Source organism: Nocardioides pacificus (assembly GCF_054775955.1).
This window is the reverse complement of sequence record NZ_BAAHCI010000005.1, coordinates 291,094-307,147: the sequence shown is the minus strand read 5'-3', so window position 1 is coordinate 307,147 and position 16,054 is coordinate 291,094. Positions and strand designations below refer to the sequence as shown.

Here is a 16,054-nt window from a genome sequence, read left to right as displayed (position 1 = left end):
ACAGTGTAACTCATGAGCATCGAGATGCACCCGAACCGCTGGGGCGACCCGGCCAGGGCGACCGCACTGCCCGACTCCGCCCGTGGGCTCGTCGAGCTGGCCTTCGGTCTGGAGGACCGACCCGCCGTCGAGAGCCCCGAGGTGCCTGTCTCTGGCCTCGCGGCGGACGTCGTCGCCGCGCTGGCCGCGATCGTCGGCGAGGAGCACGTCCGCACCGACGACGCGACGCGCCGACTGCGCACCAGGGGCAAGTCGACCCCCGACCTGCTGCGCGCCCGTGCCGGCGACCTCACGGACGCCCCGGACGTGGTGGTCCGCCCGGCCAACCACGAGCAGGTGGCTGCGCTCCTCGACCTCGCGGTCGAGCGCCGGGTCGCGGTCGTGCCGTTCGGTGGCGGCACCTGCGTCACCGGGGGCCTGGTCGCGCGCCGCGACGGCCTGGCCGGCGTGGTCAGCCTCGACCTGATGCGGATGAAGCGGCTGCTCGCCGTCGACCCCGTCTCGATGACGGCCACCCTGGAGCCCGGCCTGCGGGGACCCGAGGCGGAGGCGCTGCTGGCCGAGCACGGGCTCACCCTGGGCCACTTCCCGCAGTCGTTCGAGCACGCGAGCATCGGGGGGTTCGCGGCCACCCGCTCCAGCGGCCAGTCCAGCGCGGGCTACGGCAGGTTCGACTCGCTGGTCGTCGGGCTGGCCGTGGCCACGCCGCGCGGCCGCCTCGACCTGGGGACGGCGCCCGCGAGCGCCGCGGGTCCCGACCTGCGCCAACTGATTCTCGGCTCCGAGGGCACCCTCGGCGTGATCACGGCCGTCACGGTGCGGGTGCGCCGGGTGCCCGAGGTCAAGGTCTACGAGGGGTGGCGCTGGCCCGACTTCGAGACCGGCACCGCGGCGATGCGCACGCTCGTGCAGGCCGGCCTGCAGCCGACGGTGCTGCGTCTGTCCGACGAGGCCGAGACCGCGCTCAACCTCGCGGACCCCGACTCCGTGGGTGGCCAAGGTGAGGGGGAGGGTGCCTGGGGCTGTATGATGCTGGTCGGCCATGAGGGCTCGCCTGCGTCCGTCGAGCGCCGTCGGGCTGCGGTGACCGCCGCCCTGGAGGAGCTCGGCGGGACCCCCCTCGGGGAGGGGCCCGGTGCGTCCTGGGCCCACGGCCGGTTCGCCGCGCCGTACCTGCGCGACGCCATGCTCGACGTCGGCGTGCTGGTCGAGACGCTCGAGACAGCCACGTTCTGGTCGCGGATCCCCGACGTCTATGCGGCCGTCAAGGCTGCGCTCGAGGGGGCGCTGGGAGCCGACGGGGACAGCGTGCTGGTGCTCTGCCACGTGTCGCACGTCTATGAGACCGGTGCGTCGCTCTACTTCACCGTCGCCGCCAAGCAGGGGCCCGACCCACTCGCCCGCTGGGAGGTCGCCAAGGCGGCCGCGAGCGACGCGATGGTCGCGGCCGGCGCCACGATCACCCACCACCACGCCGTCGGCACCGACCACAAGCCGTGGCTGGCGCGCGAGATCGGGCCGGTCGGCGTGGGCATCTTGCGCGCGGTCAAGGCCGAGCTCGACCCGACCGGGATCCTCAACCCGGGGGTGCTGATCCCGTGAGGGCGTTCACGCTGCTGGTCAACCCGACCTCCGGCGGCGGGGCGGCGCCCGGCGCCGTCGTCCCGGCGGCGCGGCTGCTGCGCGACGCCGGGGCACGGGTGGACGTCACCTACTCGCCCGGCCCGCTGGCGTGCGCGGACCTGGTCGACGCGGCCGTGGCGCGGGGAGACGTCGTCGTCTCGGTCGGCGGCGACGGCATGCTCTCCTCGCTCGCCGGCCGGGTGGCCTCCGCCGGGGGGACGCTCGGGCTGCTCCCCGCGGGGCGAGGCAACGACTTCGCGCGGATGCTGGGCCTTCCCGAGGACGTCACGGGCCAGGTGGAGGTGCTCCTCTCGGCGGCGCCCCGGCGCGTCGACCTGCTCGAGCTGCAGCTGCCCGGGAGCGCCTGCCGCACGGTGGCCGGCTCCGTCTATGCCGGCGTCGACGCCCGCGCCGCGGCGTACGTCGCCCGGATGCGCCGGGTGCCCCGCCAGGCGCAGTACCCCCTCGGCGCCGTCGCCGCGCTCGCGACGTACCGCCCGGCGCGCTTCCGGGTCGTCGTCGACGGTCCGGAGGGTCGCCATGAGGCGGAGTACGACGCGGCGACCGTGGTCGTGGCCAACTCGCGCTTCTACGGCAAGGGGATGGCGATCGCGCCCGACGCCTCGCTCGACGACGGCCTGCTGGACCTGATCGTGGTCGAGGCCGCCCACAAGCGTGCGCTGATCCGGGCGCTGCCGCGCCTCTACGACGGGTCGCACGTCGACCTGCCCGAGGTCACGGTGATGCGCGGGACCCGGATCGAGCTGAGCGCCGACAGTCGGGCGGTCGTCCCGCTCGGCGGCGACGGTGAGCCGCTCGGCGAGCTGCCACGGCTCGGCGCGGAGCCGGCGATCCTCGAGGTGCGCCCCGGCGTGCTCGACGTGCTGGCGCCGGCTGCGAGCGACCCGGCGCGCTAGCCCGGCGGCATCCCCGGCGAGAGCCTCACGCCGTGGGCAGAAGGACTGCTCGTCCCCCATCGGCAGCGCCGGAGTGGAACTTGAGGGTTCTGGAGAAGTTTCTCGAGAGATCTTCGGGGGGTGGGCCGCGTCCGTCCTCGGTCGTGTGCCTGAGGACGCGCTGGGCCGCGTGGTGGGGCACACGACTGGGGCCGGGTGGGGCGTCCAGGTGAGCTATCGGCAGGGCTGAAGGGGGACTTCGTGGCGGAACGACCACACCAGGAGCTCGGTGGCGGCGGTCGCGGTGAGTCGTCGGCCGGGCTCGTCGGTGAGGCGTACGGCGTCGGCCTCGCCCAGCACCGGTGCCGGCCCGGCCTCGCCCTCGACCCCTGGCTCGAGGCGCACGCCGCCCCGGGCGACGAACACGTGGACGAGCGGGTCCTCGGGCAGCTCGATCTCCTGGCCGGGGGTCAGGACGCCGGCGTGCAGCGTCGCGTCGCGCGTGCCGAGCGGCAGCAGCGCCGCGGGGTCGCGCCCGGAGACCACGGGGACCAGTGCGCCGGTGGCCAGCGCGTCACCCAGCGGAGCGTCGCGGAGCACGGGTTGCGTGCCGGCCTCGTCGGGGCGCACCCACACCTGGACGAACCGGGTCGGTCCGGCGCCGGGGTCGCCCACCTCGCTGTGCACGATGCCGGCCCCCGCCGACGTCACCTGGACGCCGCCCGGCGCGGTCGTGCTCCGGCCGCCCGTCGAGTCGGTGTGGACCAGGGCTCCGTCGAGGACCCAGGTCACGATCTCGAGGTTGGTGTGCGGATGGTTGGGATAGCCCGCCCCGGGCGCCAGGTGGTCGTCGTTGTGGCACACCATCGGGCCGAAGCCGAGGTTGGCCGGGTCGTAGTGCGGCCCCCAGGCGAACGAGTGGGCGGTGTCGCGGCCCGCCTCGCCGGTGCGGAACCGCGCCGCCGCGCGCCGTATGTCTGCGGTCACGGGGTGGCCCCGCCGGCGGGCTCGTCGTCGAGGTCGAGCAGCCGCGCCATCAGGTCGTCGCTCAGCTCGACGGCCGCGCGCAGCCGCGCCTCGTCGATCTCCGCGAACAGCTTCTGGTCGAGCGACTCCAGCGCGGCCCGACTGCGCGCGACCAGCGCCTCGCCGTCGGGGGAGAGGGCATGACGCACCCGCCGTCCCTCGCCCGGGGAGCGCTCGAGCAGGCCGTCGCGGACCAGCCCGGCCGTGGCGCCGCTCAGCGACTGCGGCGTCTGCGTGGTGAACGCCGCGAGCTCGGCCCCCGAGGCGCCGGGGTTGCGTTCGACCGCGTCGAGGACGAGGTACTGCGAGAGCGTCACGCCCACCCGGCGCAGCGCCACGTCGGCCGCGCGGCCGTAGAGCTGCACGACCAGGCGCAGGCGCAGCGGCAGCCAGTCCACCCCGTGGGGATCGGGGTCGGCGAGCAGCCGGGTCAGTCCCGCGCTCTCGCCACGCCAGCGTCGCTCCGTCACGCGCCCCACCGTAGTGCGCGGAACAGATTCGGTACGACGACTGTTGGGCACGTGTCAGGAACCTGATACACCCCACGCCGTACCCCGCAGGAGAGCACGTGAGCCAGACCGTCACCGGAGCCGAGACCGATCGGCCCGACCCCGCCGCACCCCCGGGCGTCGGCGCCACGGACGACACGGGCAACACCTTGGTGATCGGCCTGCTGCTCGCCTCGACGTTCGTCGTGATCCTCAACGAGACGATCATGGGCGTCGCCCTGCCCCGGCTCACACAGGAGCTGTCGGTCACCACGTCGACCGCCCAGTGGCTGACGACCGGGTTCCTGCTGACGATGGCCGTGGTCATCCCCGTGACCGGCTTCCTGCTGCAGCGCTTCCACGTCCGACCGCTGTTCCTGACGGCGATGACGCTGTTCAGCATCGGCACCGTCGTCGCGGCGACCGCGCCCGGGTTCGGCGCGCTGCTCGGCGGCCGGGTGATCCAGGCCTCGGGTACGGCGATCATGATCCCGCTGCTGTTCACCACGGTGCTCAACCTGGTGCCGCCGGAGCGCCGCGGGCGGACGATGGGCAACATCTCGATCGCGATCTCCGTCGCCCCCGCCGTCGGCCCGACGATCTCCGGGCTGATCCTCGACGTGCTCGACTGGCGCTGGATGTTCTGGCTCGTGCTCCCGGTCGCGCTGCTGTCGCTGAGCGTGGGCGCGGTCAAGCTGCGCAACGTCACGGTGCCCCGCAAGGTCCCGATCGACGTCGGCTCGGTCCTGCTGTCGGCGCTCGCGTTCGGCGGGCTGATCTATGGCCTAAGCAGCGTCGGCGAGGCCGCCGAGGGCGACGTCCCGGTGTCGCCGTGGATCACCGTCGGCATCGGCGTGGTCGCGCTCGCCCTCTTCGTCTGGCGCCAGATCGTGCTGCAGCGCAACGACCGGGCGCTGCTCGACCTGCGCACCTTCCGCAGCAGCCACTTCACGATCGCCGTGCTGCTCGTCGCGGTCAGCATGATGTCGCTGTTCGGCACGATCATCCTGATCCCGATCTACCTCCAGGGCGTCCTGGGCCTCGACACCCTCGAGACCGGGCTGCTGCTCCTCCCCGGTGGTCTGGTGATGGGCCTGATGGGGCCGTTCGTCGGCCGTCTCTATGACCGCATCGGTCCCCGCGCGCTGGTGATCACCGGCGCCGCCATCGTGGCCGTCGCGCTGTGGGGGCTCGCGCAGGTCGGCCCGCTCACGGACACGTCGTACGTGATGGGCTGCCACATCGTCCTCAGCCTCGGCCTGGCGCTGCTGTTCACGCCGCTGTTCAGCTCCGGGCTGGGCTCGCTCGACCCGCTGCTCTACTCCCACGGCAGCGCGATCGTCAGCACGATGCAACAGCTGGCCGGCGCGGCCGGCACGGCGCTGTTCGTCACGATCCTGGCCCGCACGGTCGCCGACGCGGGCGAGTCCGTGGGCGAGGGGGCCGCGATCGCCGACGGCGTCCAGGCCGCCTTCGTGGTCGGCGCGGTGATCTCCACCCTCGCGCTGGTCGTGGCGCTCTTCGTCCGCAAGCCTCCCGTGGTGGCGCCGGCTGCCCCATGATGGGGCGATGAGCTCGTACCCCCGCCTCCCCGACGGCTTCCGCTTCGGCGCCAGCACGGCGTCCTACCAGGTGGAGGGCGGGGTGGCCGAGGGCGGCCGGGGGCCGAGCATCTGGGACACGTTCTGCGTCGAGCCGGGCCCCGATGGGCGCGGCCGGATCCTCGACGGCAGCTCGGGCGCGGTCGCTTGCGACCACTTCCACCGCGTCGACGAGGACGTCGCGCTGATGAAGGGCCTGGGCCTCGACGGCTACCGGTTCTCGATCTCGTGGTCGCGGATCCAGCCCACCGGCACCGGGCCGGCCAACGAGGCGGGGCTCGACTTCTACGACCGGCTCGTCGACGAGCTGCTCGGCGCGGGCATCGACCCGATGGCGACGCTCTACCACTGGGACCTGCCGCAGGCGCTCGAGACGCCGGCCGCTGGTGGGGCGGGCGGCTGGATGGCGCGGGAGACCGCCGAGCGGTTCGCCGAGTACGCCGGCCTGGTCGCTGCCCGGCTCGGGGACCGGGTGCGCGACTGGATCCCCGTCAACGAGCCCAACGTGGCGTCGTTCTTCGGCTACGCGCTGGGCATACACGCACCGGGCCGGGCACTGCTCTTCGACGCCCTCCCGGCCGCCCACCACCTGATGCTCGGCCACGGGCTGGCCACGGCCGCCCTGCGCGCCGAGGGAGCCACCTCGGTCGGGACCGCCAACAACCACGCTCCGTGCTGGCCGGCGAGCGACGATCCCGCCGACGTCGAGGCGACCGGCTTCTTCGACGCGCTGTGGAACGGCTTCTTCGCCGACTCGGTGCTGCTGGGCCGCTACCCCGACGGGTTCGCCGAGCTGCTGGCTCCCGCCGTACCCGACCTCGCCGGCGACCTCGCCGTGATCGCCGCGCCGCTCGACTTCTACGGCCTCAACTACTACAACCCCTTCGCGGTCGGAGCGGCCCAGCCGGGCGCCGACATGCCGTTCGAGCACCGCGAGATCAGCGGCTATCCGACCACCGACTTCGGCTGGCCGGTCGTCCCCGCGGGCCTGACCGAGCAGCTCGTCACGCTGCGGGAGCGGTACGGCGACGCGCTGCCGCCGGTCGTCATCACGGAGTCCGGGTGCTCCTACGGGATGGGGCCGGACGCCGACGGGGTCGTCGACGACCAGCCGCGCATCGACTACCTCGACGCGCACCTGCGGGCGGTGGCCGACGCGATCGAGGCCGGGGTCGACGTGCGCGGCTACTTCACCTGGTCGCTGCTGGACAACTTCGAGTGGACCGAGGGCTACACGCAGCGCTTCGGGCTGGTCCACGTCGACTACGACACGCTGGTGCGGACGCCCAAGCGGTCCTACGAGTGGTACGCCGCGATGGTCGCCGCGCAGCGTCAGTAGGAGTGGCGGACCTCGAAGGTCGCCCGGATGGTCGCCTCGTCGTACTCCTCGCCGAGCCAGTCCAGCATCGGCCGCAGGGCCTCGGGGTTGCCGACCCACTCGTCGAAGCGGACGTGGAAGGCGTCGTCGCCCAGGTCGGCGGCCACCGCGAGCATCCGCGCCTCGATCTCCGCCAGGCGCGCGGGGACGTCGGGCTTGTCGGCCCACCACTTGCTGGAGGCGACGTCGTCGTGGTCGCGGGTGTTGAGCACGAACCGCGCGCCGGGGAAGAGCTCGCGCAGGAACGCCACGTAGTCGGCGAGGTCCTCGCCGTACCAGCGGATCTCCTTGAACCCCACCACCCGGGTGTCGGGCTCGGGGCGGAGCACGGTGTCGAGCGCGACGCGCCGCAGGGCGTTGAGGGAGGGCTTGGCGCGGAAGCCCTCGATGCCGAAGAAGGGGTGGCTGGGCTCTCCGGTCTCCTGCTTGCGGAAGCGCCGCTTCTGGGCCTGCAGACCCCGGTGGAAGAGGTAGAGGTGACGCAGCGCGTCCCGGTTCTCGCCGCGGACGACATAGCCCGGGAGCGTGTTGAGGACGCCCTGGAGCAGCGTCGACCCGGACCGCCCGTAGGTCATGATGAAGAGGTAGCCGAGGTCGTCGGGCGCCTTCCCCTGCGCGCGGCGGCGCTGGCGGCGCAGCTCCTGGCGGGTTCGGTCGAGCTCGTCGCGCAGCTGGTCGCGCTCGCGGATCACGGCGCCCACCCCGGGCAGCCTGCGCGCCGCCGCCTGAGCAGCGCCCCGCGTTCGTCGTTCCATGTGTGGTGCGCTCCTTCGTCTCACCGGCATCCAACCATGTGGGCTGACGTAGGCTGATCCTCATGTCCAGCACCCCGGCCGAGACCCGTCAACGGCGCGTCGTCTTCGTCGTCGGCTCCGGCCGCAGCGGCACCAGCACGATGGTCGGCACCCTGCAGACGCTGGGACTCCACGTGCCCCAGCCCGAGGTGTCGGCGGACGTCACCAATCCCAAGGGCTTCGGCGAGCCGCAGTGGGTCGTCGACCTCCACGCCGAGCTGCTGCAGCGATGCAACGTGGGGGTCTCCGACGCCCGCCCCCAGGCCTGGTTCGAGGCCGGCAAGCTGAGCACGCTCGAGCCGCTGCGCGAGCGGCTCCACACCTGGCTCGAGGCGCAGTTCGAGCACGGCGACGAGCTCGTCATCAAGGACCCGCGGCTGGCGTGGTTCCTCGGTCTGTGGCGCTCGGCGGCGCTGCGCTGCGGCGCGACCCCGCTCTACGTCACGATGCTGCGCCCGCCCACCGAGGTCGTGGGCAGCAAGAGCCAGCACTACACCCAGCGCTTCGGCGAGGTGAACCGGACCGCCGCCTGGGTCAACATGATGCTGCACACCGAGCGCGCGACCCGCGGCTCGCAGCGGGCCTACCTGCGCTACGAGGACCTGCTCGAGGACTGGACGGTCCCGCTGTTCAACCTCGGCGAGACCTTCGACCTGCAGGGCATCAAGACCGCCACCGCCAACGACATCCGGATGGTGCACAACTTCATCGACCCGAGCCTGCGCCGGGTCAGCCACACCTGGGACGACATCGTGGTCCCGGCCCGCCTGCGCGAGGTCGCCGAGGAGAGCTGGCAGTGCCTGGACTCGCTCGCGGACGCCGGCGGCGACGAGGGTGACGTCGGCGCCAAGACCCACGCCCGGCTCGACGAGCTGCGCACCGTCTATGCCGAGCTCTACGAGGAGGCCGAGGCGATGACCCAGTCGACGGCCGTCGCCGCTGCGCGTGCGGGCGAGGCGGCCGCTCCCGGGGCTGCCCCGGTGCCCGTGCGTCGTACGCCGCCGCTGCCCGCCCCACCGCCCGCGGGACCGCCCGCCGGGTTGGCCGACAAGATCCCGCACCGGGTCCGTGCGATGGTGCCGCCGGCCGCGCGCCGGGGGATCCGCAAGGCCATCGGCCGGGAGCGCTGAGCGCGCAGGTGGTGGATCCGCACGGGACGCCGACCCTGCGCAACCGCGAGGGTCAGGCCGACCTCGACATCGTCTGGCCCTGGGACCGCGCCGACCGGCTGACCCCGGGCACCACGAGCGTGCTGCGCGTCAAGAACGAGGCCCGCTCGCTGCCGTTCGTGCTGCCCCCGCTGCTGCGCGCCACCCAGTCGGTCGTGCTCGTCGACAACGAGTCCGACGACGGCACCCCCGAGGTCGCGCGCCGGGTCGCCGACGAGCTCGGGCTCGGCGACCGACTGCTCGTCACCAGCTATCCGGTCCGCGTCAGCCGCTGCGGCCCCGAGCACCTGCACACGCCGGCCGACTCCGTGCACAGCCTCACCTGGTTCTACAACTGGGCGTTCAGCCACGCGCGCACGTCGTACTCCCTCAAGTGGGACGGCGACATGGTCCTCACCGAGGACGGCGAGCGGCTGCTCGGCGACCTCGCCTGGATGCTGCCCGGGCGCGACGTGGTCCTCTACGTCACCCGGCACTCGCTCTACATCGAGAGCGACCGGGTCGCCTACCTCGACCTGGGGCTGCACAACGCCGAGCCGTTCGGCTATCCGATGACGCCGGAGTACACCCACGTGAAGGCCTTCGAGTGGGAGCTGCGGCTCTACCCCGACCGGGCCCGCGGCGTGCGCCTGCCCGAGGGGAGCTCGGTGGAGCTGAAGTACCTCGACTCCGACGAGTTCGCCCACTGGACCGACACCGACGCGTTCGCCGAGAGCGCCCGGACCCGGCGCAAGCGCCGCGAGTGGCAGCTGTTCACCGCGCTGGCCGCCGGCAACTGGGAGGGCCAGCCCGGCATCCACCGGATCGAGGCGCCCGAGGGGACCAACATCGTCGACTACGTCACCCGGGTCTGGCTGCCGCAGGCGCCGCGCCCGCTGGTGGACCGGACGATCGAGGAGCCGCGGGCGGGTCGCGGGTGAGCGGGTCGCGAACGCCGGACATCGCCTGCCGTGAGGGCCTGAGCGAGTACGACGTGCGCTGGGCGTGGAACGACGGGCCGCTGGAGCCGGGGCTGACCTGCGTCTTCCGGGTGAAGAACGAGGCCCGCAACCTGCCGTGGGTGCTGCCCCGGATGCTGGCGGCGGTCGACCGCGTGGTCCTGGTCGACAACGAGTCCGACGACGGCACGCTCGAGGTGGCCCGGCGGCTGGCCGAGGAGGCGGGGGCGGGGGACCGGTTCACGGCCACCTCCTACCCGTTCCGGGTGAGCCGCGCCGGCGCCGAGCACCTCGCGACGCCGGCCGACTCCGTTCACTCGCTGACCCACTTCTACAACTGGTCCTTCAGCCACGTCCGCACGTCGTACTCGATGAAGTGGGACGGCGACATGGTCCTGACCGACGAGGGCGTGGCGACGCTGCGCGACCTGTCGTGGCAGCTGCGCGACTCGTCGTCGATCGTCGTGGTGCCACGCCATCCGCTGACCGTCGTCGACGAGCGCACGGCCTGGATCGACGTCGCGGCGGGGTTCCGCGAGCCGTGGGTCTATCCGATGGGGCCCGACCACACCTTCCTCAAGGCCTTCGAGTGGGAGCTGCGCGACTATCCCGAGGACACCACCGAGAAGCTGGTGCTGCCCCAGGGCCTGTGCGTGGAGCTGAAGTGGCTCGACGCCGACGAGTTCTCCCACTGGACCGACCCGCAGGAGTTCGCCGGGTCGCGGGTGCCGCGCAAGCAGCGCGAGTGGGAGGTCGACCGGGCGATCCGCGAGGGCCGCGCCGAGAGCTTCGACGGGCTGGTCCGCATCGACGCGCCGCCCGGCGTGCACATCGTCGACCACGTCGTCCACACCTGGCTGCCGCAGGCTCCGCGACCGCTGATCGGCAGCCACAAGCGGACGGCCGTGGCCGATCCTGTTCCCGAACCAGCACCCCAGCGCCCGGGAGGGTCTGTGTCCAAGCTCTTCTCCTCGGCCGTACGGCGAGCGCAGGCGGTCGCTCGGCCGGCCGACAAGCCTGAAACCCAGCCTGGAGCCCAACCTGAAGCCCGGCCGGGAACCTCGCCGGCCGCCGGGTCGTCCGGAGCCGCGCCGAAGGCGACGGGCGACCTGCTCGCCCAGGCGCTCGACAACGCGGTGCAGCCGGTGCTGGTCCTCCTGCACGAGGAGCTGGCCGGTCTTGCCGACCGGCTGCCCGAGTCCGCCCAGGTGCTGGTGCTGCCCGCGACCGAGGTCCCGAAGGGCCCGCGCTGGGGCACGATCCTGCTGTGCGCCCCCGACCGCGAGGGGCTGCGCCGCGCCGCCTCCGGGCTGCCGGAGACCCGCGGCACCCGCTGGGTCGGCGCCTGGCTGGCGCATGCCGAGCAGCCGGTCGTGCTGACCCCGCGCGCCGACTGGCCGCCGCTGCTCGAGATGCACGTGCGCCACGAGGACGGCCAGGCGCTGCTGCTGGCCCACTTCGGCGACGCGATCCCCGGCCACAGGCGCACCGTCCCCGGCAAGCGCTTCCTCGCCGAGCTCGGCCGGCAGGCGGCTCGCGGCGATGTCGCCGGCACCCACGGGCTGCACGTCGCTGTGCACGGGGACGCGACGGCCCTGCCGGCCGACGTCTCGGCGATGCGCGTGGCCGACCTCGCCGACGCGGCGGACGCCGAGCTCGTCGTACCTCCTGACCTGGTGCTGAGCGACGGTCCGGGTGACGGTCCTGGGGCCGTGCCGTTGCCGTCGCACCCCGTCATCGACCGGGCGCCGTTCGTGCTCGACCGGTCCTCGGGGCCGCTGGCGCTCGGCCCGCTCGACGAGCACGTGCTCAACCCGATCGGCTTCGAGCGCGTCGCCGAGGCGCCGATGGCAGACCTCGCCGTGGTCGCCGGGCAGCTCCAGGTGGTGCTCGAGGCGGGGGCGCCCCTGGCCGTCGACGGGCGTCGCGGCGCCACGGATCGGTTGGTCGCGCAGCTGCGGGACGCGCGCGGGCTGCAGGTGGCCTGGCCGGAGAGCTCCGACGAGGGTTTCGCGCGGACCGTGGCGGGGCTGTCGATGGCGGGGATCCCGCTCGTCACCGACGTCGTCCCGGCCTGGGCCGGCGAGCTGCTCGGCGGATCGGTCGCGGGCGCGCTCACGGCCTCGGTCGACCTGGGCGACCGGCTCTCACGTGAGGAGCACAGCATCGTGCTGCGGAGGGCGGCGCTCGGCGAGTTCTCCAGCCGCGCGTGGCGTCACCGGGTCGCGCACGGAGCGGGGCTGCGGATCGCCTCGCCGGCCTCGGTGAGCGTCGTACTCGCCACGAAGCGCGCCGACCAGGTCGAGTTCGCCGTACGCCAGGTCGCGCGGCAGCGCGACGCCGACCTCGAGCTGGTGCTCGCCCCCCACGGCTTCACCGTCGACGAGGCCCGGCTGCGCGACCTCGCGGGCGACCTCCCGATCACCGTGCTCCCGCAGCCCGGCGACGCGTTCTTCGGCGACGTGCTGACCCGGGCGGTCGACGCGTCGTCGGGTGACCTGGTGCTCAAGATGGACGACGACGACTGGTACGGCCCGGACTTCGTGTCCGACCTGCTGCTCGCGCGCAGCTACAGCGGCGCCCAGCTGGTCGGCGTACCGTTCGAGTTCGTCTATCTCGGCCCCCGCGACCTCACCGTGCGGCGGCACAAGCCGGCCGAGCGCTACACCGACTCCGTCGCCGGCGGCTCGATGATGATCGAGCGCGGGCTGCTGCGCGAGCTCGGCAGCTTCCGGCAGGTGCGCAAGCACGTCGACGCGGCGCTGATCGAGGACGTGATCGGCGCGGGCGCGGACATCTACCGCACCCACGGGCTGAACTACCTCTTCCGCCGCGGCGAGGCCGGGCACACCTGGGACAGCGACGTCGAGGCGTTCCTCGAGCCCAAGCAGCTCACCGGCAAGTGGGACGGATTCCGGCCCAGCCGCCTGCTCGAGGTGGACGCCGCCGACCGGCCCTGAGGGGCGCCGATTGGGCGGAGGTTGCGGGTGGCGGACGGAAATCCGTGCCGTTTGGTCCCCAACGGCGCGGATCTCGGCGCCCCGTCCCTCCAGGCGGAGTAGGGGCCGCCGATTGGTCAGAAACGGCAGATGATTTCCGGTTTTCCCTGCCGTTGGGGACCAAACGGCAGCCGGGACGCCCAGCCGTGCGGCGTCAGTGCCGGCCCATCCCCCGGGCGTCCCAGCCCTGGGCGCGCCAGGCCTCGAGGTCGAGCATGTTGCGGCCGTCGAGGAGCTGCTTGCGGCGGACGACGTCGCCGACGGTGGCGATGTCGATGCTGCGGAACTCGGGCCACTCCGTGAGGTGGAGGAGGAGGTCGGCGTCGCGGCAGGCGTCGAGGGCGGTGGCGGCGTACTCCAGCGTCGGGAAGGTACGGCGCGCGGTCTCGGTGGCCTTGGGGTCGTAGACGGCGACGTGGGCGCCGCGCAGGTGGAGCTGGCCGGCGATCCACAGGGCGGGGGAGTCGCGGACGTCGTCGCTGTCGGGCTTGAAGGCGGCGCCCCAGACGGCGACGCGGGCGCCGGCGACGCTGCCGCCGAGCGCGGAGGTGGCCATCTGGACCAGGCGCTGGCGACGGCTCTGGTTGATCGCGTCGACCTCGCGCAGGAAGCCCATCGCGTCGTCGACGCCGAGCTCGCCGGCGCGGTGCAGGAAGGCGCGGATGTCCTTGGGCAGGCAGCCGCCGCCGAAGCCGATGCCGGCGTTGAGGAACTTGCGCCCGATGCGGACGTCGTGGCCGATCGCGTCGGCGAGGTCGACGACGTCGGCGCCGGTCACCTCGCAGACCTCGGCGACGGCGTTGATGAAGGAGATCTTGGTGGCGAGGAAGGCGTTGGCCGAGACCTTGACCAGCTCGGCGGTCGCGAAGTCGGTGACGACCACGGGCGTGCCGGCGTCGAGGGAGACGGAGTAGAAGTCGCGCAGCGTCGCCTCGGCCCGCTCGGACGCCACGCCGAAGACCAGCCGGTCGGGCTCGAGGGTGTCCTTGACCGCGAAGCCCTCGCGCAGGAACTCCGGGTTCCACGCGAGCTCGGCCTCGGCGCCTACCGGCGCGAGCTCGGCCAGGCGGTCGGCGAGCCGGGCTGCGGTGCCCACCGGCACCGTCGACTTGCCGACGACGAGCGCAGGCTCGGTGAGGTACGGCGCGAGCGACTCGACCGCGGCGTCGACGAAGCTCACGTCCGCGCCGAGCCCGGCGGCCTGCTGCGGGGTGCCCACGCAGACGAAGTGGAGGTGACCGAAGGCGCCGGCCTCCTCGAAGGAGTCGGTGAACCGCAGCCGTCCGCTGGCGACGTGCTTGGCCAGCAGCTCCTCGAGGCCGGGCTCGTAGAAGGGGACCTCGCCCCGGGTGAGGGCGGCGCGCTTGTCGGCGTCGATCTCCACCCCCAGGACCTCGTAGCCGAGCTCCGCCATGGACGCTGCGTGGGTGGCCCCGAGGTAGCCACACCCGATCACCGTGATGCGCACGGCACGGAGTCTAGGGCTACGCCCAGTCGGCGGACCGCCTCGGTGAGGCGCGCGGGTGAGGTGGCGATGTTGAGCCGGACGTGACCGTCGAGTCCGGGCTGGTAGTCCGACCCCGCGGCCGGTGCCACGCCGTGCTCCCGGCCGGCGGCGGCCGGGTCGGCCACGCCGTACGCGCGCAGGTCGAGCCAGGCGAGGTACGTCGCCTCCAGCGGCCGCATCCGGGCGGCCGGCAGGTGCTCCGCGAGCAGGTCGCCCAGCAGGGCCCGCTGCTCGTCGAGGCGCGCGACCAGCGAGGCCAGCCACGCGTCGCCCTCGGTGTAGGCGACGCGCGCCGCGACGATCCCCAGCGGCGAGAAGCCGTGGTTCAGCGGCAGCGGCACGTGGCGCAGCGCGCGCTGCTCGGCGGCGTCGAGCGTGACGATCTGTGCGCAGTGCAGCCCGGCGGTGTTGAAGGACTTCGAGGCGCTGGTGACGAGGATCGCGCCCGGGTCGACGGAGAGGTACGGCGTGAAGCGGGCGCCGGGCAGGGTCAGCGGCCCGTGGATCTCGTCGCTGATCACTCGCGCGCCGTACTCCGCGGCCAGGTCACGGACCGCCTCGAGCTCGGCCCGGCTCGGCACGTGGCCCAGCGGGTTGTGGGGGTTGCACAGCAGCAGGGTGCGCGCACCGGCGGCGAAGGCCTGCTCCACGGCGGCGAGGTCGAGCGCGGCTCCGGCGTGGTCCATGGGCGCGTCCGGGTCGGCCACGACGCCGACCAGCTCGCGGCCGGCCACCGCCACGATCTCGCGGAACGGCGGGTAGCACGGCAGCTGCACCACCACCGGGCCCGGCGGGCAGAGCACGTCGAGCGCGAGCCGGATGCCCGAGATAACGTCGCCGGTCACGGTGATCGCGGAGGCGGGCATCTCCCAGTCCCAGTGGCGCTTCGCGAAGTCGGCCATCGCCCCGCCGATACCGCGGTGATCGGCGAGCGCGTAGCCGGCCATCCCTCCCCGCACCGCCCGGGTGAGGGCGTCCACGAGCTCGGGTGCGAGTGCGTAGTCCATCTCGGCCACCCAGGCCGGGATCACGTCCGGTCCGAACACCCCCCACTTCAGGGGCAGGGCGGCACGGGCCTCGTCGTCGGTGAGATCACGGATCACCCGACCGAACCTAGCCCTGCTGAATCGAGGCGTCAGCCCTGGGCCACGGTCGCCCCGGCAGCCGTCAGGTCGGTGATGCCGCCGGCGTCGGTGACGTCGGTGAAGCCCAGCTCCGCCATGGTGGCCGCGGCCACCGCCGAGCGGTTGCCGCTCTGGCAGTAGACGACGTAGGGCGCCGTCGGGTCGAGCGTCTCCAGCTGGGCGGCGAAGTCGGGGGCGCTCGCGTCGAGGTTGGAGGCGCCCTCGAGGTGGCCACCGGCGTACTCCGCCGCGGTGCGTACGTCGATCACGGTGTGGTCGCCCGCCTCGATGAGAGGGACGGCCTCCTTGGCCCCGAGGGTGGTGACCTCCGTCGCCGTGATGGTCTCGCTCGTCTCCCCGGCACCCGCCGCGGAGTCGCCGGCCTCGTCGTCCCCGGAGGAGCAGGCAGCGAGGGAGAGGGTCACCACGGCGGTGACGCAGACGGCGGCGGTCCGAAGGAAGGTGCGCATACCCTCTAGGGTATAACGCTCCTGATCGGGCCCGCATGCGT

General features: G+C 73.4%; 13 protein-coding genes. 7 read left to right on the top strand and 6 right to left on the bottom strand.

The genetic code is table 11. From position 1 onward, the window contains the following. Window positions 1–12 precede the first annotated feature (12 nt). Window positions 13–1,602 carry an FAD-binding oxidoreductase gene (locus ACYU7L_RS04000; protein ID WP_460793953.1) on the top strand — a complete coding sequence of 530 codons (1,590 nt, stop codon included), beginning with the start codon at window positions 13–15 and terminating at the stop codon, window positions 1,600–1,602. After that, window positions 1,599–2,540 (top strand): diacylglycerol/lipid kinase family protein, encoded by a 942-nt coding sequence (locus ACYU7L_RS03995; RefSeq protein ID WP_460793951.1) that lies wholly within the window; start codon window positions 1,599–1,601, stop codon window positions 2,538–2,540. The genes ACYU7L_RS04000 and ACYU7L_RS03995 overlap by 4 nt, the downstream gene beginning before the upstream one ends. A 213-nt stretch (window positions 2,541–2,753) precedes the next feature. On the opposite strand, the gene ACYU7L_RS03990 is transcribed toward ACYU7L_RS03995, so the two are convergent. Together ACYU7L_RS03990 and ACYU7L_RS03985 are read right to left on the bottom strand one after the other, a co-directional pair. Further along, the gene (locus ACYU7L_RS03990) at window positions 2,754–3,506 is read right to left on the bottom strand and encodes a pirin family protein (protein WP_460793950.1); all 753 of its coding nucleotides are present in this window, start codon (window positions 3,504–3,506) and stop codon (window positions 2,754–2,756) included. Continuing rightward, complete coding sequence (locus tag ACYU7L_RS03985) at window positions 3,503–4,015, bottom strand: MarR family winged helix-turn-helix transcriptional regulator (protein WP_460793949.1); 513 nt, start codon at window positions 4,013–4,015, stop codon at window positions 3,503–3,505. Before ACYU7L_RS03985 ends, ACYU7L_RS03990 begins: the two co-directional genes overlap by 4 nt. Window positions 4,016–4,113: 98 nt before the next feature. Here ACYU7L_RS03985 and ACYU7L_RS03980 point away from each other — a divergent pair, with 98 nt between their 5' ends. Both ACYU7L_RS03980 and ACYU7L_RS03975 read left to right on the top strand, forming a co-directional pair. Beyond that, complete coding sequence (locus ACYU7L_RS03980) at window positions 4,114–5,595, top strand: MDR family MFS transporter (RefSeq protein WP_460793948.1); 1,482 nt, start codon at window positions 4,114–4,116, stop codon at window positions 5,593–5,595. A gap of 7 nt (window positions 5,596–5,602) precedes the next feature. After that, window positions 5,603–6,973: a GH1 family beta-glucosidase gene (locus ACYU7L_RS03975; protein ID WP_460793947.1), complete on the top strand. Its 1,371-nt coding sequence runs from the start codon at window positions 5,603–5,605 to the stop codon at window positions 6,971–6,973. Here the strand turns inward: ACYU7L_RS03975 and ACYU7L_RS03970 are convergent. Next, window positions 6,967–7,767 carry a sulfotransferase gene (locus ACYU7L_RS03970; RefSeq protein ID WP_460793946.1) on the bottom strand — a complete coding sequence of 267 codons (801 nt, stop codon included), beginning with the start codon at window positions 7,765–7,767 and terminating at the stop codon, window positions 6,967–6,969. The genes ACYU7L_RS03975 and ACYU7L_RS03970 overlap by 7 nt on opposite strands. A 62-nt stretch (window positions 7,768–7,829) precedes the next feature. Between ACYU7L_RS03970 and ACYU7L_RS03965 the strand changes: the two genes are divergently transcribed. The 3 genes from ACYU7L_RS03965 to ACYU7L_RS03955 are packed head-to-tail and all read left to right on the top strand — an operon-like array spanning window position 7,830 to window position 12,873. Next, the gene (locus ACYU7L_RS03965) at window positions 7,830–8,936 is read left to right on the top strand and encodes a sulfotransferase family protein (RefSeq protein WP_460793945.1); all 1,107 of its coding nucleotides are present in this window, start codon (window positions 7,830–7,832) and stop codon (window positions 8,934–8,936) included. An 11-nt stretch (window positions 8,937–8,947) separates the two neighbouring features. Beyond that, window positions 8,948–9,895: a glycosyltransferase family protein gene (locus ACYU7L_RS03960; RefSeq protein ID WP_460793943.1), complete on the top strand. Its 948-nt coding sequence runs from the start codon at window positions 8,948–8,950 to the stop codon at window positions 9,893–9,895. Continuing rightward, window positions 9,892–12,873 carry a hypothetical protein gene (locus ACYU7L_RS03955; protein WP_460793941.1) on the top strand — a complete coding sequence of 994 codons (2,982 nt, stop codon included), beginning with the start codon at window positions 9,892–9,894 and terminating at the stop codon, window positions 12,871–12,873. Before ACYU7L_RS03960 ends, ACYU7L_RS03955 begins: the two co-directional genes overlap by 4 nt. Window positions 12,874–13,066: 193 nt before the next feature. Here ACYU7L_RS03955 and ACYU7L_RS03950 read toward each other — a convergent pair whose 3' ends face one another. From ACYU7L_RS03950 to ACYU7L_RS03940, 3 genes are read right to left on the bottom strand one after another with little or no spacing between them, the layout of a single operon-like run. Continuing rightward, a complete protein-coding gene (locus tag ACYU7L_RS03950; protein ID WP_460793940.1) occupies window positions 13,067–14,380 on the bottom strand; it encodes a UDP-glucose dehydrogenase family protein in 1,314 nt (437 codons plus the stop codon). Further along, window positions 14,365–15,522, bottom strand: coding sequence for a MalY/PatB family protein (locus ACYU7L_RS03945; protein ID WP_460793939.1), 1,158 nt, complete (start codon window positions 15,520–15,522; stop codon window positions 14,365–14,367). The genes ACYU7L_RS03950 and ACYU7L_RS03945 overlap by 16 nt, the downstream gene beginning before the upstream one ends. 32 nt (window positions 15,523–15,554) lie before the next feature. Beyond that, complete coding sequence (locus tag ACYU7L_RS03940) at window positions 15,555–16,013, bottom strand: rhodanese-like domain-containing protein (RefSeq protein WP_460793938.1); 459 nt, start codon at window positions 16,011–16,013, stop codon at window positions 15,555–15,557. Window positions 16,014–16,054: the final 41 nt, after the last annotated feature.

Coding starts and splice junctions, on each gene's coding strand:
- ACYU7L_RS03965 (WP_460793945.1), top strand. CDS start 7,830: ATGTCCAGCACCCCGGCCGAGACCCGTCAACGGCGCGTCGTCTTCGTC.
- ACYU7L_RS04000 (WP_460793953.1), top strand. CDS start 13: ATGAGCATCGAGATGCACCCGAACCGCTGGGGCGACCCGGCCAGGGCG.
- ACYU7L_RS03940 (WP_460793938.1), bottom strand. CDS start 16,013: ATGCGCACCTTCCTTCGGACCGCCGCCGTCTGCGTCACCGCCGTGGTG.
- ACYU7L_RS03975 (WP_460793947.1), top strand. CDS start 5,603: ATGAGCTCGTACCCCCGCCTCCCCGACGGCTTCCGCTTCGGCGCCAGC.
- ACYU7L_RS03970 (WP_460793946.1), bottom strand. CDS start 7,767: ATGGAACGACGAACGCGGGGCGCTGCTCAGGCGGCGGCGCGCAGGCTG.